This window comes from Gluconacetobacter diazotrophicus PA1 5, from assembly GCF_000021325.1.
GTDB classification, from domain to species: domain Bacteria; phylum Pseudomonadota; class Alphaproteobacteria; order Acetobacterales; family Acetobacteraceae; genus Gluconacetobacter; species Gluconacetobacter diazotrophicus.
Genome location: NC_011365.1, coordinates 2,169,688 through 2,188,873, shown reverse-complemented (window position 1 = coordinate 2,188,873; position 19,186 = coordinate 2,169,688). Strand labels below are relative to the sequence as shown.

Annotated in this window: 19 protein-coding genes; 13 read left to right on the top strand and 6 right to left on the bottom strand. The window is 69.6% G+C overall.

Annotated features, from left to right (window positions below; genetic code table 11):
• Positions 1 to 84: 84 nt before the first annotated feature.
• From dnaJ to trmB, 4 genes are all read left to right on the top strand, one after another.
• On the top strand, positions 85 to 1,209 hold the full coding sequence (gene dnaJ, locus GDIA_RS09945; RefSeq protein ID WP_012224431.1) for a molecular chaperone DnaJ: 1,125 nt from the start codon (positions 85 to 87) through the stop codon (positions 1,207 to 1,209).
• A 145-nt stretch (positions 1,210 to 1,354) separates the two neighbouring features.
• Positions 1,355 to 2,125, top strand: a complete 771-nt coding sequence (gene dapB, locus GDIA_RS09940) for a 4-hydroxy-tetrahydrodipicolinate reductase (protein ID WP_012224429.1) — start codon at positions 1,355 to 1,357, stop codon at positions 2,123 to 2,125.
• Between the two features lie 167 nt (positions 2,126 to 2,292).
• The gene (metK, locus tag GDIA_RS09935; RefSeq protein WP_012224427.1) at positions 2,293 to 3,480 is read left to right on the top strand and encodes a methionine adenosyltransferase; all 1,188 of its coding nucleotides are present in this window, start codon (positions 2,293 to 2,295) and stop codon (positions 3,478 to 3,480) included.
• 19 nt (positions 3,481 to 3,499) lie between these two features.
• A complete protein-coding gene (gene trmB, locus GDIA_RS09930) occupies positions 3,500 to 4,225 on the top strand; it encodes a tRNA (guanine(46)-N(7))-methyltransferase TrmB (RefSeq protein ID WP_012224425.1) in 726 nt (241 codons plus the stop codon).
• Between the two features lie 161 nt (positions 4,226 to 4,386).
• Here the strand turns inward: trmB and rho are convergent, their stop codons facing one another.
• Entirely contained in the window at positions 4,387 to 5,694 is a 1,308-nt protein-coding gene (gene rho, locus GDIA_RS09925; RefSeq protein ID WP_012224423.1) for a transcription termination factor Rho, read from the bottom strand.
• 219 nt (positions 5,695 to 5,913) lie between these two features.
• A complete protein-coding gene (locus GDIA_RS09920; RefSeq protein ID WP_012554062.1) occupies positions 5,914 to 6,888 on the bottom strand; it encodes a magnesium transporter CorA family protein in 975 nt (324 codons plus the stop codon).
• Positions 6,889 to 7,058: 170 nt separating this feature from the next.
• On the opposite strand from GDIA_RS09920, the gene trpB reads away from it, so the two are divergent.
• The 5 genes from trpB (at position 7,059) to GDIA_RS09895 (ending at position 12,396) form a co-directional block, all read left to right on the top strand.
• Positions 7,059 to 8,294 (top strand): tryptophan synthase subunit beta, encoded by a 1,236-nt coding sequence (gene trpB, locus GDIA_RS09915; protein WP_012224419.1) that lies wholly within the window; start codon positions 7,059 to 7,061, stop codon positions 8,292 to 8,294.
• The gene (gene trpA, locus GDIA_RS09910; protein WP_012224417.1) at positions 8,291 to 9,115 is read left to right on the top strand and encodes a tryptophan synthase subunit alpha; all 825 of its coding nucleotides are present in this window, start codon (positions 8,291 to 8,293) and stop codon (positions 9,113 to 9,115) included. The genes trpB and trpA overlap by 4 nt, the downstream gene beginning before the upstream one ends.
• Positions 9,116 to 9,218: 103 nt before the next feature.
• Complete coding sequence (gene accD, locus GDIA_RS09905; protein WP_012554061.1) at positions 9,219 to 10,121, top strand: acetyl-CoA carboxylase, carboxyltransferase subunit beta; 903 nt, start codon at positions 9,219 to 9,221, stop codon at positions 10,119 to 10,121.
• A gap of 9 nt (positions 10,122 to 10,130) precedes the next feature.
• Positions 10,131 to 11,429 carry a bifunctional folylpolyglutamate synthase/dihydrofolate synthase gene (locus GDIA_RS09900; RefSeq protein WP_012554060.1) on the top strand — a complete coding sequence of 433 codons (1,299 nt, stop codon included), beginning with the start codon at positions 10,131 to 10,133 and terminating at the stop codon, positions 11,427 to 11,429.
• Positions 11,430 to 11,439: 10 nt separating this feature from the next.
• Positions 11,440 to 12,396: a nucleoside hydrolase gene (locus GDIA_RS09895; protein WP_043458863.1), complete on the top strand. Its 957-nt coding sequence runs from the start codon at positions 11,440 to 11,442 to the stop codon at positions 12,394 to 12,396.
• Positions 12,397 to 12,401: 5 nt separating this feature from the next.
• On the opposite strand, the gene GDIA_RS09890 is transcribed toward GDIA_RS09895, so the two are convergent.
• The 3 genes from GDIA_RS09890 to GDIA_RS09880 are packed head-to-tail and all read right to left on the bottom strand — an operon-like array spanning position 12,402 to position 14,772.
• Positions 12,402 to 13,418: an asparaginase gene (locus tag GDIA_RS09890; protein ID WP_012554058.1), complete on the bottom strand. Its 1,017-nt coding sequence runs from the start codon at positions 13,416 to 13,418 to the stop codon at positions 12,402 to 12,404.
• A 20-nt stretch (positions 13,419 to 13,438) separates the two neighbouring features.
• Entirely contained in the window at positions 13,439 to 14,269 is an 831-nt protein-coding gene (locus tag GDIA_RS09885; protein ID WP_012224406.1) for a hypothetical protein, read from the bottom strand.
• 17 nt (positions 14,270 to 14,286) lie between these two features.
• Positions 14,287 to 14,772, bottom strand: coding sequence for a transcriptional repressor (locus GDIA_RS09880; protein ID WP_012554056.1), 486 nt, complete (start codon positions 14,770 to 14,772; stop codon positions 14,287 to 14,289).
• Between the two features lie 157 nt (positions 14,773 to 14,929).
• Between GDIA_RS09880 and GDIA_RS09875 the strand changes: the two genes are divergently transcribed.
• The 3 genes from GDIA_RS09875 to GDIA_RS09865 are packed head-to-tail and all read left to right on the top strand — an operon-like array spanning position 14,930 to position 17,465.
• Entirely contained in the window at positions 14,930 to 15,823 is an 894-nt protein-coding gene (locus GDIA_RS09875) for a metal ABC transporter solute-binding protein, Zn/Mn family (RefSeq protein WP_012554055.1), read from the top strand.
• A complete protein-coding gene (locus tag GDIA_RS09870) occupies positions 15,820 to 16,665 on the top strand; it encodes a metal ABC transporter ATP-binding protein (RefSeq protein ID WP_012224402.1) in 846 nt (281 codons plus the stop codon). The genes GDIA_RS09875 and GDIA_RS09870 overlap by 4 nt, the downstream gene beginning before the upstream one ends.
• 5 nt (positions 16,666 to 16,670) lie before the next feature.
• Positions 16,671 to 17,465 (top strand): metal ABC transporter permease, encoded by a 795-nt coding sequence (locus GDIA_RS09865; RefSeq protein WP_012224401.1) that lies wholly within the window; start codon positions 16,671 to 16,673, stop codon positions 17,463 to 17,465.
• A gap of 43 nt (positions 17,466 to 17,508) precedes the next feature.
• On the opposite strand, the gene GDIA_RS09860 is transcribed toward GDIA_RS09865, so the two are convergent.
• Positions 17,509 to 18,006 carry a flavin reductase gene (locus GDIA_RS09860; protein WP_041249709.1) on the bottom strand — a complete coding sequence of 166 codons (498 nt, stop codon included), beginning with the start codon at positions 18,004 to 18,006 and terminating at the stop codon, positions 17,509 to 17,511.
• A 118-nt stretch (positions 18,007 to 18,124) separates the two neighbouring features.
• On the opposite strand from GDIA_RS09860, the gene GDIA_RS09855 reads away from it, so the two are divergent.
• A complete protein-coding gene (locus tag GDIA_RS09855) occupies positions 18,125 to 19,174 on the top strand; it encodes an enoyl-CoA hydratase/isomerase family protein (protein WP_012224398.1) in 1,050 nt (349 codons plus the stop codon).
• The last annotated feature ends 12 nt before the right edge of the window (positions 19,175 to 19,186 follow it).

The window sequence follows — 19,186 nt, the reverse complement described above, 5'->3', positions numbered from 1 at the left end:
TGCCGCACCGCCATGGGCGTCGCCCCATGACGGCCCCGATGCCGGAGCGACCGCTCCGGCACGGCCCCGCCAGTGAGGACCACGATGGCCACCAAGCTTGATTACTACGCCGTACTCGAAGTCACCCGCGATGCGAACGGGGACGAGCTGAAGAAGGCGTATCGCAGGCTGGCCATGCAGTACCATCCCGACCGCAACCCCGGCGATGCCTCGGCCGAGGCGCGGTTCAAGGAGATCAACGAGGCCTACGACATCCTGAAGGACGAACAGAAGCGCGCGGCCTATGACCGGTTCGGCCATGCGGCATTCGAGGGCGGGGGCCCCGGCGCCGGCGGGTTCGATTTCGGCGGCGGCCTGGGCGACATCTTCGAACAGATGTTCGGCGACATGATGGGCGGCCGGCGCGGCGGCCGCCGGTCGGGCAGCGACATCCAGATCCAGGTGTCGATTTCCTTCACCGAGGCGTTCACCGGCGTCAAGAAGCCGATCACCGTGCCCACCCGCGTGACCTGCGAATCCTGCGAGGGCACCGGATCGGCCGACCGTGACCAGGGGGCTGAGACCTGCCCGACCTGTCACGGCGCGGGCAAGGTCCGCGCGCAGCAGGGCTTCTTCCTGGTCGAGCGCGCCTGCCCGACCTGCCATGGCGCGGGCAAGGTGGTGCGCAACCCCTGCGCCGCCTGCCACGGCGCCGGCACTGTCGAGCGCGAGCGCACGCTGGAAGTCGCGATCCCGGCCGGGGTCGAGGACGGCACGCGCATCCGCCTGTCCGGCGAGGGCGAGGCCGGGGGCAAGGGCGCGGCACCGGGCGACCTGTATATCCATGTCGCGGTCGAGCCCCACCCGATCTTCCAGCGCGACGGCGCGAACATCTATTGCCGCGTGCCCCTGCGCATGAGCCTGGCCGCGCTGGGCACCGAGATCGAGGTCCCGGTCGTCGACGGGTCCCGCACCAAGGTCAAGGTCCCGGCCGGTACCCAGACCGGCGAGAATTTCCGCCTGCGCGGCAAGGGGTTCTCGGTCCTGCGGTCCTCGGCGCGGGGAGATATGTATATCCAGGTGTCCGTCGAGACGCCGCGCCACCTGACCAAGCGCCAGCGCGAGCTGCTGGAAGAGTTCGAAGCCGAGGCCGGCGACCACGAGCGCGCCAACCCCGAGAGCACCGGGTTCTTCAGCAAGGTCCGGGATTTCTTCGAGGGAAAACTCTAAGGGGCTCGGCTCCCGGCCGCTGTTGAAAGGGGCCGGGGTTAGGGATAGAAAACGACTATCCATGGTGATCCCCCCACTCGCACCGTGGATATTCCAGGCGGCGCGATCCCCCGGTCGCGCCGCCACCCGTTTCAGGGGCCATGACATGACGACACAGGGCGTACGGATCGGCATCGCCGGCATCAACGGGCGGGTCGGCCGCCTGCTGCGCGAGGAAGTGACGACCGGCGGCGGCATCCTGTCCGGTGGCACGGCGCGCGACGCCGCGCCGGCATCCGATGTCTTTGCCACCCTGGACGCACTGGCCCCGCGCTGCGACGTGGTGATCGATTTCACCCATGCCGCGACGGTGCGGACCCACGCTGATATCCTGGCCCGGGCCGGGGTGGCGTGGGTGCTGGGCACCACCGGCCTGTCGGCCGCAGACCTGGAGGCCGTCCGTACGGCGGCCGGCCGCATTCCCGTGGTGCATGCGGCGAACTATTCCCCCGGCGTCACGCTGGTCACGCGCCTGGCCCGGCAGATGGCGGCCGCCCTGCCCTCGGCCACGTACGATGCCGAAATCCTGGAAATGCATCACCGGCAGAAGGTCGATGCGCCATCCGGCACGGCGCTGGCGATCGGCCAGGCGGTGGCCGACGGGCGCGGCATCGACCTGGCCAGCCATATCGAGGACGGACGCACCGGCCATACCGGCCCGCGCCGCGCCGACGCGATCGGCTTCGCCGTGCTGCGCGGCGGCCAGATCGTGGGCGAGCATACGGTGTCCTTCACCTCGGCCACCGAGCAGATCGCCCTGACCCACCGGTCGTTCGACCGCCGCATCTATGCCACCGGCGCGGTGCGGGCGGCGCTGTGGCTGCGCGGACAGGCGTCGGGTCTGTATGACATGGAAGATGTACTGGGGCTGGATTGACGGCGCTTGCCGCGTCCCCGCCGGCTGCCTCGCAATCTCCCCAGCGGGACTGTGGTATCCCGTGAAAATACTTGACGCTCTGGGGGTATTGGGTCAAACGGACCCGCCCGGACCGCGCATGCGTGGCGGCGTCACCCTTTCCTTCGTTCGAGATAGACAGGACCATCATGCGTAACAAAGGCGATTTTCTGTTCACGTCGGAATCGGTATCCGAAGGCCACCCCGACAAGGTTGCCGACCGGATCAGCGATACGGTCCTGGACGCCTACCTGGCGGCCGATGGTGAATCCCGCGTCGCCTGCGAAACACTGGTGACGACGAACCGCGTGGTCCTGGCGGGCGAAGTTCGCGGCCCGTCCTCCGTCACCCCCGAGGCGCTGATCGAGGGCGCGCGCGCCGCGATCCGCGACATCGGCTATGACCAGGCCGGCTTCTCGTGGAAGAACGCCCAGATCGAATCCTACCTGCACGCGCAGTCCGCCGATATCGCCGTCGGCGTCGACAGCGCCGGCGAGAAGGACGAGGGTGCGGGCGACCAGGGCATCATGTTCGGCTTCGCGACGCGCGAGACCGAAACGCTGATGCCCGCGCCGCTGTTCTATGCCCACGGCATCCTGCATCGCATCCGCGACCTGCGCAAAGCGGGCGACGCGCGCGTGGCCATGCTGCAGCCCGACGCCAAGAGCCAGGTCACGCTGCGCTATGTCGACGGCCGCCCGGTCGGCGCGACCTCGGTCGTCATTTCCACCCAGCACGACGAGGGCGCCAGCCAGGCCGCGATCCGCGAGGCCCTGCGCGACGTGGTGCAGGACGTGCTGCCCGAAGGCTGGATGTGCCCGGAAGACGAATTCTACGCCAACCCGACCGGCGTGTTCGTCATCGGCGGTCCGGACGGCGATTGCGGTCTGACCGGGCGCAAGATCATCGTCGACACCTACGGCGGCGCGGCCCCGCATGGCGGCGGCGCATTCTCGGGCAAGGACCCGACCAAGGTCGACCGTTCGGCGGCCTATGCCTGCCGCTACCTAGCCAAGAACGTGGTTGCGGCCGGCCTGGCCGATCGCTGTACGCTGCAGATCTCCTACGCCATCGGCGTGTCGCATCCGCTGTCGGTCTATGTGGACCTGGACGGCACCGGCAAGGACGTGGACGAGGCGAAGCTGGGCAGCGTCCTGCGCGAAGTCATGAACCTGACGCCGCGCGGCATCCGCCAGCATCTGCGCCTGAACCGTCCGATCTATACCGAGACCTCGGCCTATGGCCATTTCGGCCGCACGCCGGATGAAGCCCGCGACAATTTCACGTGGGAGAAGACCGACCTGGTGGACGCGCTGCGCGGCGCGTTCAACCGCTGATCGCGGCAGCCAAGGTCGTATGACGGTCCCGCAGGCACCTGACGGTACGGTATCGGGGGTCAAGGCTTCGCCTGACCGGCTGTATGGCCGTCAGCGCGGCCATCCGCTGCGCCCGCGCCAGCAGCGCCTGCTGGACCTGACGCTGCCGCGACTGCGGCTGGACCCGTCGGTTCTGGATGACCCGGCACGCGGTTTCGGCCGCGTGCCGTCCGAAATCTGGCTGGAGGTCGGGTTCGGCGGTGGCGAGCATTCGCTGGCCCAGCACGCGGCCCATCCCGACGTGGGTTATATCGCCAGCGAAGTCTTCGAAAACGGGCTGTGCTCGCTGCTGTCGCGCCTGGTGCCCGACGGGCAGGAGGGTACCGCCCCGGTGCCCGACCTGCTGCGGATATGGGACGAGGATGCGCGCATCCTGCTGCGCGCCCTGCCCGAACGGTCGATCGACCGGATGTTCCTGATGTTTCCCGACCCGTGGCCCAAGGCCCGGCATGCCAAGCGCCGCTTCGTCCATCCCGCGACGATCGCGCTGGTCGCCCGCGTGTTGAAGCCCGGCGCCATCTGGCGTGTTGCCAGCGACGACCCGACCTATCAGACCTGGGTGAGCGAGGTGATGGGCGCGCAGGATCTGTTCGCCACCGCACCGCCCGCCACCGTCCGGCCCGAAGGGTGGCCGCCGACGCGCTATGAGGCCAAGGCGCTGCTTGCGGGGCGGCAGCCTTTGTATTGGACGTTTGTAAGGAAGTAAGAGTCTTCTTTTTCTGAAGAAAAAGAAGCAAAAAGACTTTTATTCGTTTGGTCCGCCGTATGTACTCGGCACAAAATTTCTGAATAGATCAGAAGTTTTTTGGTTCTTTTTTTCAAAAAAGAACGTGACCAGGCGTTTCCGCCCGATCACGCTCCCTTCTGTCAGGTATTCATCGCGTCGAAGAAATCCCGGTTGGTCTTGCTGTATTTCAGCTTGTCCAGCAGAAAGTCCATCGCGTCCATCGTGCCCATCGGCGCCAGGATGCGGCGCAGGACCCACATCTTCGACAGTTCGGAGCGTTCGACCAGCAATTCTTCCTTGCGGGTGCCGCTCTTGGTGATGTCGATCGCCGGGAAGGTGCGCTTGTCGGCCAGCTTGCGGTCGAGGATGAGTTCCGAGTTGCCGGTGCCCTTGAATTCCTCGAAAATCACCTCGTCCATGCGGCTGCCGGTATCGATCAGCGCGGTGGCGATGATGGTCAGCGATCCGCCTTCCTCGATATTGCGCGCGGCGCCGAAGAAGCGCTTGGGGCGCTGCAGGGCATTGGCATCCACGCCGCCGGTCAGCACCTTGCCCGATGACGGCACCACGGTGTTGTAGGCGCGGGCCAGGCGGGTGATGGAATCCAGCAGGATGACGACGTCGCGCTTGTGCTCGACCAGCCGCTTGGCCTTCTCCAGCACCATTTCCGTCACCTGGACGTGGCGGGTCGCCGGCTCGTCGAAGGTCGAGGACACGACCTCGCCCCGGACGGAGCGGGCCATGTCGGTGACTTCTTCCGGGCGCTCGTCGATCAGCAGGACGATCAGGAAGACTTCGGGGTGGTTGGCGGAAATCGACGAGGCGATGCTCTGCAGCATCACGGTCTTGCCGGTGCGCGGCGGGGCGACGATCAGCGCGCGCTGCCCCATGCCGATCGGCGAGACCAGGTCGATCACGCGGGGGGTGAAATCCTTGGGCTGGGACTTGGCGCCCTTGCCCTTCTCGACCTTCTCGGGCTCGCCGCCCACGGCGTTGGCCTCGACTTCCATCTTCAGCCGGCGCTCGGGGTAGAGGGGCGTCAGGTTGTCGAAATTGATCCGGTGACGGACGGCCTCGGGCGGCTCGAAATTGATCGTGTTGACCTTCAGCAGCGCGAAATAGCGCTCGCCGTCGCGCGGGGCGCGGATCTGGCCCTCGACCGTGTCGCCGGTGCGCAGGCCGAAGCGCCGCACCTGGCTGGGCGAGATATAGATATCGTCCGGCCCGGGCAGGTAATTGGCCTCGGGCGAGCGCAGGAAGCCGAACCCGTCGGGCAGGATTTCCAGCGTTCCCTCGCCATGGATCGCCTGATCATTGTCGGCGAGGGTCTTGAGGATGGCGAACATCATGTCCTGCTTGCGCAGGGACGACGCGTTCTCGATCTGCAGGCTTTCGGCGTACGCCAGAAGGTCCGCGGGGGTTTTGGCCTTGAGTTCGGCGAGATGCATTCACGATGCCTTGAATGGGCAGGTCACATGGGGGAGGGAACAGGTTGACCAGGCACTTGGCGCATGAGGCGCTTGCCGAAAGACCGGGTGCCATTCAGACCGGGCAAACCGGAAACCGGCCAACATCGTTCCAGCACGGAGGGGGCGCGTGACGGACGAGGCCCGTCAGCGGTGCGCGTTACGATAGGGATGCCGCCGGAAAAGGTCAAGGCCGTCCCGTCATCGTCCCCTGTTCAGCCAGCCCCGGTGCCAGAACCACAGCAGCGGCAGCACGATCGTCGCGGCCATCAGCGCCAGCGAATACCAGTAGCCGTACCGCCAGTTCAGTTCGGGAATATCGTGGAAATTCATGCCGTAGATCCCCGCGACCAGGGTCGGCGCCACGCCGATGAAGCTGACGACGGTCAGGATCTTCATGCCGTTATTCTGTTCGATACTGATGAAGCCCAGCGTGGCGTCCAGCAGGAACTGCACCTTGTTCGAGGTCTGGGACACGAAATCGTTCAGTGACCCGATATCGCGCGCCACCGTGGCCAGCCGCCCGCGCAGCCGTTCCGACAGGTCGTGCTTCTTGTTCTCGCTGACGAAGATCGCGATCCGCTCCATGCCCAGCAGGCTGTCCCGCACGGACGAGGCCAGGTCCCCCGAGCGCCCCACCCGCTGCAGCAGCGAACGCAGCGTCCGGTCGGCCTGCACGGCGCGGCGCGGCTGGTCGGACTGGAACACCTCGCGCGAGAGGGTATCCAGCGCCTGGCCCAGATGTTCCAGGATATCGGCCAGGCGGTCCACCACCGCCTCCATCAGCAGGACCGACACTTCGTCCCCGCTGAGGGCGTCGGTGCGGCCGGCGATCTGCTTCGCGACCACGTCGAATGCGGAAAATGCCGTGAACCGCACCGTCAGCAGCCGGTTGCGCTTCAGCACGAAGCCCACCGGCGAGATGAAGAAATCGTCCTGCATGCGCCGGACCAGCGGGGTGGAGAGATAGACGGCGTCGTCTTCCATGAACAGGCGCGAGGAACTTTCGATTTCCTCCAGGTCCTCGCGGGTCGGGATGCGCTGGGCGGTCAGCTTCGCGGCCAGGGCCTGCTCGGCGGGCGTGGGGTCCACAAGGTCCAGCCAGGGAGCGCCGGCAATATCGGCATCGCCGGTGACGGTCTGGGCCGGCTTGCCGGGCCGGTGGGCGAGAAACATGCTGTCCGTCATCCTTAAGAGGCTGCAGCGTGCATTCCGTATCGGGTGGGTTGTGCGGCCTGTCAAATCCGGCCGCGCCCGCAGGCGCGGGGCAAGAGGAGTCTGGTAATTTTGCGCCATGCGGTCCAGAACACCCGACATCCTGCATCCAAGGGTTCTGGAGAACTGACGTGAGCGCAACAGACAGATTCCTGCCGCCCGGGGCCAACAGCCTGCGCGCCGGCCCGGACCTGCGCGGCCGGTTCGGCATCTTCGGCGGCCAGTTCGTGGCCGAGACCCTGATGCCGCTGGTGCTGGAGCTGGATGCCGCCTACGCGCAGGCCAAGGCCGATCCGGCCTTCCGCCGCGAGCTGGATTACTACCTGAAGGATTACGTGGGCCGCCCCAGCCCGCTGTGGTTCGCCCGCCGCCTGACCCGGGAACTGGGCGGGGCGAAGATCTACATGAAGCGCGAGGAGCTGAACCATACCGGTTCGCACAAGCTCAACAACGTCATGGGGCAGATCCTGCTGGCGCGCCGCATGGGCCGCACCCGCATCGTCGCCGAAACCGGGGCGGGCCAGCACGGCGTCGCCACCGCCACGGTCTGCGCGCTGTTCGGCCTGAAATGCGTGATCTACATGGGCGCCACCGACGTCGAGCGGCAGAAGCCCAACGTGTTCCGCATGCGCCTGCTGGGCGCCGAGGTCGTGCCCGTGACGTCGGGTGCCGGCACGCTGAAGGACGCGATGAACGAGGCGATGCGCGACTGGGTGACCAATGTCCGCGACACCTATTTCCTGGTCGGCACGGTGGCCGGCCCGCACCCCTATCCGCAGATGGTCCGCGATTTCCAGTCGGTGATCGGCGAGGAGACGAAGGTGCAGATGCAGGAGGCCGAGGGACGGCTGCCGGATATCATCGTCGCGGCCATCGGCGGCGGTTCGAACGCCATGGGCATCTTCCACCCGTTCCTGGACGATCCTTCGGTGCGCCTGATCGGCGTCGAGGCCGCCGGGCGGGGGCTGGACAGCGGCGAGACGGCGGCCTCGATCCTGCGCGGGCGGCCGGGCGTGCTGCACGGCAACCGCACCTATCTGCTGCAGGACGCGGACGGCCAGATCGACGAGGCCCATTCGATCAGCGCCGGGCTGGATTATCCCGGCATCGGCCCGGAACATTCCTGGCTGAACGATATCGGCCGGGCCGAATATGTGGGCGCCACGGATGACGAGGCCCTGGCGGCCTTCCAGCTCTGCACCCGGACCGAAGGCATCATCCCGGCCCTGGAATGCGCGCACGGGCTGGCGCATGTGGCGAAGATCGCGCCCACCCTGGACCCGGAGACCCTGGTCGTCCTGAACGTCTCCGGCCGGGGTGACAAGGACATCTTCACCGTCGCAGCACATCTGGGAGTGACATTGTGAGCCGCATCGCCCGCCGTTTCGCGGCCCTGAAGGCGCAGGACCGTGGCGCCCTGATTCCCTACCTGCAGGCCTGCGATCCGGATTACGAGACCTCGCTGGCGCTGCTGCGTGCCATGCCCGGGGCCGGGGCCGACCTGATCGAGATCGGCGTGCCCTTCAGCGACCCCAGCGCCGACGGCCCCACCATCCAGGCCGCCGCCCGGCGCGGGCTGGCGGCCGGCGCCACCATGGCGCGCGTGCTGGAGATGGTCACCCGCTTCCGCGAGGGCGATGCCGACACGCCGATCGTGCTGATGGGCTACCTGAACCCGATCGAGGCCTATGGGCCCGCGCGCTTCTGCGCCGATGCCGCCCGGGCTGGGGTGGACGGGCTGATCGTCGTCGACCTGCCGCCCGAGGAGGCCGACCTGCTGGAAGGCCCGGCGGCGGACCACGGGCTGGACATCATCCGGCTGGTGGCGCCCACCACCGACGATACGCGCCTGCCGCTGGTCTGCCGCCATGCCTCGGGCTTCATCTACTACGTCAGCATCACCGGGGTGACTGGCACGCGCACCGCCAGCGCCGACGAACTGGCCCAGGCGCTGCCGCGCCTGCGGGCCGCGACCGACCTGCCGGTGGCCATCGGCTTCGGCATCCGCACGCCCGAACAGGCGGCGGCCGCCGTACGCGTCGCCGACGCGGCCGTGGTGGCGTCGGCGCTGATCGCCACGCTGGAGGACTCGCTGGACGCCGAGGGCCGCGCCGGACCGGACACGCTGAAGCGCGTGCTCGCGCAGCTCGAAGCCCTGGGGCGGGCGGTACGAAACGCCCGCACCTGAACCGAAAGCCCCCGTACAAGCTGGTTCTGGCATTTCCCGGCACCAGCTTGTAAGGAGGCAGGTTTCCGGGGCCGTCATGCGCCCTGCGTCATGGAGAGATGGAATGAGCTGGCTGACCGAGTACGTCCGCCCCAAGATCCGCGGTCTGCTCAAGCGCGAAGTGCCGGACAATCTGTGGACCAACTGCGAATCCTGCAGCCAGATGATCCTGGTCAAGGACCTGCAGAAGGCGATGAATGTCTGCCCGCATTGCGGCCATCACATGCGGGCGTCGGTGGCCGAGCGCTTCGGCTGGACGTTCGACGAGGGGACGTTCACGCGCATCGAACTGCCCAAGGTCCCCGTCGATCCGCTGTCGTTCCGCGACCGCAAGCGCTACACCGAGCGGCTGAAGGACGAACGGTCCAAGTCGCAACTGGATGAATCCATGGCCGTGGCGCACGGCAGGATCGGCGGGCACGACGCCGTGGTGGCGGTGATGGCGTTCGAATTCATCGCCGGCACGATGGGCGCGGCGCTGGGCGAGGCCTTCCTGGCCGCGGCGCGGCTGGCGATCCTGCAGAAGGCGCCGCTGGTCGTGTTCACCGCATCGGGCGGCGCGCGCATGCAGGAAGGCATGGTCAGCCTGATGCAGATGCCGCGCACCACGGTGGCGGTGCAGATGCTGCGGGATGCCGGCCTGCCCTATATCGTCGTGCTGACCAACCCCACCACCGGCGGCGTCACCGCTTCGTTCGCCATGCTGGGCGACGTCCAGATCAGCGAGCCCAACGCCCTGATCGGTTTCGCCGGCCAGCGGGTGATCGAGGACACGGTGCGCGAGAAACTGCCCGAGGGCTTCCAGCGTGCGGAATATCTGCTGGATCACGGCATGATCGACATGGTGGTCAAGCGCCCCGCCCTGCCGGAGATGCTGGGGCGGCTGATCGGCCTGATGAACCATCGGCATGTCAACGCCCCGGGAGCCGCGCTGGGCGGGGCCGCGCCGGTTCGGCCGGCGGCCTGATCCGCGCCGATGCCCGCCACCTCGCTGGGGCCGGAATTCGTCGGGCGCGCCGGCGCGGTGCTGGAGCGGCTGAACCGGCTGTACCCCGCCCTGATCGATCTGTCGCTGGGACGGCTGCAGGCGCTGCTGGCGCGGCTGGGCCACCCGGAACGCCACCTGCCGCCGGTGATCCATGTCGCCGGCACCAACGGCAAGGGCAGCACCTGCGCCACCCTGCGCGCCATCGGCGAACAGGCGGGCTGGCCGGTTCACGTCATGACCTCGCCGCACCTGGTGGACGTCACCGAGCGCTTCCGCGTGGCCGGCCACATCGTGTCCACCGACGCGCTAGTCGCGGTGCTGGAGGAGATCGAGCGCGTCAATGACGGAGCGCCGATCACGGTGTTCGAGGTCCTGACCGCCGCCGGCTTCCTGCTGTTCGCCCGCCATCCCGCGCGCCTGGCGATCATCGAGGTCGGGCTGGGCGGCCGCTTCGATGCCACCAACGTGCTGGAAAAGCCCGCCGCCTGCGCGATCACGTCGATTTCCATGGATCACGAGGCCTTTCTGGGCGACAGCCTGGCCGCCATCGCCGCCGAGAAGGCCGGGATCATGAAGCCCGGCGTACCTGTCGTAACCGGCCGCCAGGCGGAGGCCGCGATGGCGGTCCTGCGGGCGCAGGCCGCGCAATGCGGCGCGCCCCTGCGGGTCCGGGGCGAGGACTGGGACATTGCCGCCACGCCGGGCGGCCTGCGCTATACCGACGCGCGGGGCGCCCTGGACCTGCCGCTGCCCGGCCTGCCGGGGGCGCACCAGATCGACAATGCCGGGCTGGCCGTGGCGGCGCTGCGTGCCAGCGGGCTGGAGGTGCCCGATTCGGCGTGGGCCGGGATTGCCCATACCGTGTGGCCGGCGCGCATGCAGCGCCTGGGCGGGGCGCTGGCCGGTCTGCTGCCGCCGGAGTGGGAATTATGGCTGGATGGCGGGCACAATCCCGGCGCCGGGCAGGCCCTGGCGGACGTGCTGGCCGGCTGGTCCGACCGGCCGGTGCATCTGGTGGTCGGCATGAAGCAGACCAAGGACGCCGCCGGCTTCCTCTCCCCCATGCTGCCCCATGCCGCCAGCGTGCAGGCGGTGGCCGAGGCGGGCCAGCATCTGGCCCTGCCGGTCGAGGCCATCATCGCCGCGTCGTCCGGGCGGGCCACGCCCGGCCCCACCCTGCGCGCGGCGCTGGGACGGCTGACGGGCGAGCCGGCGCGGGTGGTGATCTGCGGCAGCCTGTATCTGGCGGGGGTGGCGCTGGAACAGGATGGGTGGCGGGCGGGTTAAGGCCACCACCATGAAGGTCATCTTCGACACCGACCCCGGCGTGGACGACGCCATGGCGCTGCGGTTCCTGACCCGCCGGCCGGAATTCGAACTGCTGGCCATCACCACGGTGCACGGCAACCTGGACGTCGATACCGTCACCCGCAACGCGCTGTGGCTGGCCGGCTGGATGGGGCTGTCCGTGCCGGTGGCACGCGGGGCGGAGGCGCCGCTCTGCCGGGACGCGGGCCGGGGCGCGCCGCATGTGCATGGCGCGGGCGGGCTGGGCGACCTGACCCTGCCCGACCCGCTGGACCGTACCGCCGATCCCCGCCCCGCCTGGCAGGTCATCGTCGACCTGGTGCGCGCCCACCCCCACCAGGTCACGCTGATCGCGGTCGGGCCGCTGACCAACCTGGCGCTGGCACTGCGGCATGACCCCGCCATTGCCGGACTGGTGGCCGGCGTCAGCCTGATGGGCGGGGCGTTCGGCATGCACGGCCATACCGGCAACATGTCCCCGGTGGCAGAGGCCAATATCCTGTCCGACCCCGAAGCCGCGGATCAGGTCATGACCGCGCCCTGGCCGGTGTCGATCCTGGGGCTGGACGTGACGCAGCAGGTGGTGATGGACGCGGCCTACCTGGACCGGCTGGGCGCGCAGGGCGGGGCGGACGGTGCCTTCCTGCGTGGGGTGTCACGCTTCTACCAGGCGTTCCATGAGCGTTCGCGCGGGCTGGCGGGGATCTTCGCGCATGACAGCCTGGCGGTGATCCATGCCATGGCGCCGCACCTGTTCACCCTGCGCCACGGACCGGTCCGGGTGGTCTGCGGGGGACTGGCGGACGGCCAGACCATTCAGAAGCCCGACGGTTTTCCCTGCCCCCCCACCGCCGCGTGGGACGCGTTTCCGGCGCGGGCCGTGGCGGTGGACGTGGATGTCGCGGGTGTCCTGGCGTTGTATGCGGGGACGTTCGGGGTGTCCTGATCCGTTCAGGGACGATGGTCCGGATGCATCGGGCCGGCGGCGCGGACCCGTCCGACCGTGATGCCGTTCCAGTTGCGCAGGTCATGCTGCGCCAGGCCCCGCAGCACCGGATTGTCGCGGGCGTCGGGCCCGAGGAAGCGCATCAGCAGGGCGGCCATCGCGACCTCGGCCGCGCGGGGGGCGCCGTCATGGCATTTCACCGCGATGCCCAGCCCCTGGTCCGGCAGGCTGGCGGCCATGATGCCCTCGGCCCCCATCTTGCTGAACACGGCGGGGCCCATTTCCTGCATCAGCACACTGTCGAAGCGACCGGTGCCGCCGACCATGAAGGGCGCCGCGGCCACGGCGGCGCGCAGGCGTGCCGCCGCCCGTGCCCGTTCTGGGCCCAGCCCGTGCCCGGTGCCGAACCGGGCGAAGCCGTGCGCCAGCGCGCGCAGCGGAATGGCGTAGGTCGGGATCGAACAGCCGTCGATGCCCATGTTGTCCGGGCCGTGCGCGGCCCCCGTCACGTCGGCCAGCGCCGCCGTGACCTCGCGCATCACCGGGTGGTCGGGATGAATGTAACCGCCCAGCTTCTGGTCCTGGTCGCAGGCCAGGCAGACGAAGCCGGCATGCTTGCCCGAGCAATTGTTATGCAGGGCCGAGGGCGCGCCGCCCGCGCGGGCCAGCGCATGGGCGGCATCGGCATCGACCGGCCAGTGCGTGCCGCATTCCAGGCAGGCGGCGTCATGCCCGGTGCGCGCCAGCATCCGCGCCGCGACGGCGACATGCGCGGCCTCGCCGGTATGCGAGGCACAGGCCAGGGCCAGTTCCTCGTCCTCCAGCCCCAGCCGGCCGGCGGCGCCGCTTTCGACCAGCGGCAGGGCCAGGAACGCCTTGACGGCCGAACGCGGATAGGTCGGGCGGTCGATATCGCCCAGCGAAAACACCACCTTGCCGGCCGCGTCCACCACCACGGCAGTGCCGGCATGGCGCGATTCCACGCGCCCGCCGCGCTCGATCTCGGCGATGGCTGATTCCATGGGAGTATCCTTGGTCTGGGTTACACGTTGCCGGTCAGGAAATAGCACGGGCTGCCCGAGCTGCGGGTCGAGTCCGGATCGTCCTCGATCAGGTCGTCGATCATGAAGCGCTTCATGCGCAGGACGGCGATATCCGCGGCCTCGTCCCCGACCATGTCGGCGTCGTCGGCCAGGACGGCCAGCCAGTACGGCACGCCGCCGCGTTCCGTCAGCAGCAGCGGGTTGCGGCGACTGGGCGCCAGGCCGTCGCGCAGCATCGCCTCGGCGTCCCGCCCGGTTGCGATATGGTAGAGATAGCTGTCGGCCGGGTCCGAGGATTGCAGCCCGCGATAATGCACGCGCGCCAGTTGGACGGACTCGGCGTCCAGATGCTCGGCCCGGCGCCGGGGCGGGGCCGGGGCAACCGGTTCCGGCGCAACGGGTTCGGGGATGGCGGCAGGAGGCCGGGTGAACAGGTCGTCCTGGCCGATCTCGGCCGCCGCGCGCGGGGCGGCTGGCACGGCGCGGGCGCGGGGCGGCTTGCGGCGCGCTTCGGGTGTCTCGATGGCGGGCAGCGGCAATTCGCCGGTGCCCGCGCGGATGCGCGCCATGTCGATGCTCCGTCGCAGCGTGGCGCCCAGGCTGTGATGCGGCCCGGGGCGCGGCAGGATGTCCGCCAGGGTCTGGCCGCCGCGCCGGCGCCAGAACAGGGCCAGCGCGCGCATGGCGTCCGATGCCGCGATCCGCGCCACCGGACGGCCCCGCGCGTCGTCGATCCGGAAGATCATGCGCCCCGTATCGCGGGCCCTCAGCCCGGTCGGCCGGACCCTGTAACCGTTCTTCACCATGCCCTCGATTGTAACGTCATCCATGGCAACGGGAAACCGCCCTACGCCGCGTCCCTGCAGGCGGCGCACAGCCCTTCGGCCTCGACGGTCGAATGCCGCACCGTGAAGCCGATGGTGCGCGTGGCGTCGACCAGCGCGTGCAGGATGCCGTGATCGTCCAGTTCGGTCACCTGGCCGCAGCCGGTACAGATCAGGAATTGCGCCGCATGCGGATGGTCGCCGCAGGCCCGGGTTCCATCCAGCGCATGGGTGCAGCCCACGAAGGCGGACAGGCGTTCGATCTTGTGGATCAGCCCCTGTTCCAGCAGGAAATCCAGCGCGCGATAGACGGTGGGGGGGGCCGCGCTCTTCTTGTCGGTGCGCAACCCGTCCAGCAGGTCGTAGGCCCCGACCGGCCGGCCGGCATCCAGGACCAGGCCCAGCACCTGCCGCCGCAAGTCGGTCAGCCGGGACCCACGCGCCGCGCACAGCCGTTCGGCGTTATCCAGCCAGGTCTCGGTCCTGTCGGCGAAGCTAAGTCCTGTCATGCCGGCTCGCGACGCGCCCCCTTCATGCTGTGTCCCCTGCCCGGTTTCCATACGCCGGAAAGCACGCTATATGAAGGCTCGATATTTGTTACATTATAACATAGTCTGTCCCGTGCCAGCTTGTCCCCCCTCCCTTTTCCGTTCCGGATTTTCCGCCATGCTCCGCGTCGCCACCCTGGCCGTCCTGCTGTCGTGGGCGCTGGCGGGGGCCTGCGGGCCCGCGCGCGCGGCGGGGCCGATCGCGGTGGTGGCGGCGGAGGCGGTGTGGGGCGACATCGCGCGGCAGGTCGGCGGCCCGGACGTGGCCGTGACCACGATCCTGAACAACCCGGCCACCGACCCGCATCTGTTCGAGGCCAGCCCGTCCGACGGGCGGCGGGTCGGGGCGGCACAGATCGTGATCGCCAATGGCGGGGGGTATGACGGGTGGATCGACCGGCTGACGGACGGTGCCGGCCCCGCCGCGAACGGCGCGCGTCCCGTGCTGCTGACGGTGGCGGGGCTGGCCGGATGGCGGGACGGCGACAATACGCATTTCTGGTATGACCTGTCCGACGTGCGGACCTTCGCCACCGCCTTCGCCGCCGCATGCGGCGACATCCTGCCCGACCATCGCACGGCGCTGCAGGCGCGGCTGCACCAGTTCCTAGACACGCTGGCGCCGTTGCAGGCACGGATCGACGGCATGCGGGGCCGGTATGGCGGCACGCCGGTCGCGGCGTCGGAGCCGATCTTCGGCCTGATGGCGCGCGTCACGGGCCTGGCGATGCGCGACGAATCCTTCCAGCACGCCGTGATGAACGGCACCGATCCCGCGCCGTCGGACGTCGCGCGGGTCGAGGACGACCTGACGGCACGGCGGGTGCGCGTGCTGATCCTGAACGACCAGACGGCGGGGCCGGCGACCGACCGGCTGGACCAACTGGCCCGCGATGCGGGCATTCCGGTCCTGCGCGTGGGCGAGAGCCTGCCGCCGGGCATGCGCTACCAGGACTGGATCGCCGACGTGCTGGACCGCCTGGGGCAAGCCCTGGCCCGGAAGCCGGCATGAGCGGAATCGCCAGCCCCGGCGACGCGCCGCCGGTCCGGTTCGACCGCGCCACGTTGCGCATCGGGGAGCGCACCATCCTGTCCGATGCCAGCCTGACGGTGCCGGCAGGGGCGTTCGTGGGCGTGCTGGGACCGAACGGGGCGGGCAAGAGCAGCCTGATGCGGGCGATCCTGGGCATCGTGCCGGTGCCGGACGGGCGGATTTCGGTTTTCGGCCGCCCGGTGGGGCGGGGCAACCACGATATCGGCTACATGCCGCAATTCCAGGCCCGGCCAGCCCCGCGCCTGGACGGCCGCAGCTTCATCGCCGCCGCCCTGCATGGCGAGCGCTGGGGCCTGCCCTGCGACTGGCGCCCGGGGCGCCACCGCCGGCGCGATGCGGCGGAAATCGACCGGGTGCTGGACCTGGTCGGGGCGACGCACCTGGCCCGCCGGCCGATCGACCATCTGTCGGGCGGCGAGCGCCAGCGCCTGCTGCTGGCGCAGGCCCTGCTGGGGCGGCCCCGCCTGCTGCTGCTGGACGAACCGCTGGCCAGCCTGGACCCCCATCGCGCGCGGGACGTGGTGGCGCTGGTGGACCGCATCCGCCGCCGGCTGGGCATCGCGGTACTGTTTTCCACCCACGACCTGAACCCGCTGCTGGGGGTGATGGACATGGTGCTGTATGTCGGGCGCGGCGCGGCGCGGCTGGGGCCGGTGGACGAGGTCGTGACCGGCCCGGTCCTGAGCGCCCTGTACGGCACGCCGGTCGAGGTGATCCGCGCGGGCGGGCGCATCTTCGTCGTCGCCGACGGCGCGGACGCGCAGGCCAGCGACTTTTCGATCTTCGAGCCGGGGCGGTAGCATCCATGTTCGCCTTCGAATTCATGCGCCACGCCTTCGCGGCCACGGGGATCGTCGCCGTCCTCGCCGGGCTGGTCGGCTATTTCATGGTGCTGCGGGGCGAGAGCTTTGCCGGCCATGCGCTGTCGCATGTCGGCTTCGCCGGCGCCACCGGGGCGATCCTGCTGGGGGTGCCGCCGCTGTGGGGGCTGATGACCCTGACGGTGACGGCCGGCGTGGCGATGGGGCTGGGCGGGCGCGGCACCACGCAGGGGCGCGACGTCGCGATCGGGCTGGTCCTGTCCTGCACGCTGGGGTGCGGCCTGCTGTTCCTGCATTTCCTGACGACATCGGCCACGCGGGCCACCGCGCTGCTGTTCGGCAACGTGCTGGGGGTGGACCGGGCCATGCTGGGATGGCTGGCGCTGCTGGGGGCAGGGTGCGTCGCCGCGATGGCCGTGCTGTCACGGCCGCTGCTGTTCGCCAGCCTGCAGCCCGAAACCGCCGAGGCGCGGGGCGTGCCGATGCGCGCGGTCTCCACCATCTTCCTGGCCATCGTCGCGGTCGCGACGGCGGAATGCGTGCAGATCACCGGCGTGCTGCTGGTCTTCGCCCTGATGGTGGGGCCCGCCGCCACGGCGCAGCGCCTGACGGCCACGCCGGGCTGGGGGATCGTGCTTTCGGTTCTGCTGGCGGTGGCCGAGGGCTGGGGCGGGCTGGCACTGTCCTGGTGGACCGACTGCCCGACATCGTTCTGGATCAGCGTGCTGAGTACCGGGGCCTATCTGGCCGCCTACGCGCGCAGCCGCGTCCGTCAGTAAACGCGCGTCGGGCCGTCACCGGCGCGCATAGGCAGACAGGCGGTCAGAGGTCGTGGCCGCCGTGGGGCAGGACGTGATAGGTGCGGTTGAAATAGACCAGCCCGCCGAGTGCCGCCCCCAGGCGGATGGCATCGACCACCCCGAACATGACGCTGTGGGTTCCGACCTCGACAATCCGGTCGATCCGGCAGTCGAACGACGCCATCGCCTCTTCCAGAGCCGGAGCGCCGCTCGTCATCGTCGTCCAGTGGCCGACGGTGAAGCGTTCGTACATGTCCATCGGCCCGGCGAAGGTGCCGGAAATGTCCCGCTGCCCGGCCGAAAGGACGTTGATGCACATCGCCCCGCCGGTGTGGAAGGCGGTACGCGCACGGGCCGAACGGTTCATGCAGACCAGCAGGGTGGGGGGCGCGTCGGTGACGGAACAGACGGCGGAGGCGGTGAACCCCACCGGATCGTCCAGCGTGCCGGTCGTCACCACGTTCACGGCCGCGCCCAGCCGCGCCATCGCGTCCCGATAGGTCTGGGAATCCACCGTCATGTCCATGCCCTTCCTGCCGTCGTCCGTGTCCGTCTGGTCCGTTTCGACGGGGCGACACACCAACGCCGCATCTTCTGTCATATTATCGCGCAAGGGAAAACAGGAGGAAACCACCATCATGGATGCCGCCATGGACGCCGACACGCTGCTGATCACCCGCCAGGGCCGCCTGGGGCGGATGACGCTGAACCGGCCGAAGGCGCTGAATGCGCTGGACAGGACGCTGTTCGCGCGCATCGCCGCCTGCCTGGCGGACTGGCGGGAGGACCCGTCGGTCGAAACCGTGCTGATCGACAGTTCCAGCCCGCGCGCCTTCTGCGCCGGGGGGGACCTGCGGGCCATCCATGCCACGCTGGGCGCCGCCGGTCCGGCGGCGGCGGCGTCGATCTTCCGCGACGGCTACCGGCTGGTATCGGTCCTGGCGGGGTATCCCAAGGCCGTGGTCTCGTTCATGGACGGGATCACGATGGGCGGCGGGGTGGGACTGGGCGGCCATGTGCGGCACCGCATCGTCACCGAACGGGCGGTGGTCGCCATGCCCGAGACCGCCATCGGCCTGACGCCGGACGCGGGCGGGTCGTATATCCTGTCGCGCGCGCCGGGCCTGTCCGGCCTGCGCCTGGCCCTGACCGGCGGCCGGATGCAGGGCGGCGAGGCCGTGGCGGCGGGCTTCGCCGACCGGATGCTGGCGGCGGCGGACCTGCCGGCCCTGGCCGAAGGCCTGGCCCGCCGGCCGGCCGGCCAGGTCGTGGACATGGCCCCCGCCGCGCCACGGGACGGGGCGTGTCCCGACCATGCGGCGATCAATACGCTGTACGACGCGCCGGACGTGGCGACGATCATCGACCGCCTGGACCGCCACGGCGCCCCCTGGGCCGAGGCGGACCGCGCGGCGTTGCGGCAGGCATCGCCGCTGTCGCTGCGCGTGACGTTCCGCGCGTTTCATGCCGCGCGGCGGCTGCCGGACCTGGATACGGTGCTGGAACAGGAATACCGGCTGATCGCCAGCCTGCTGGAGCAGCCCGATTTCGCCGAGGGCGTGCGGGCCAAGATCGTGGACAAGGACAACGCCCCGCGCTGGATGGACAAGGCGGCATGGAGCGATGCGGCGATCGAGGCGTTCTTCGCCCCACGAGCGGACTCGTTGGACCTGCCGATCTTTTCCTGACTCGTCTCAAGA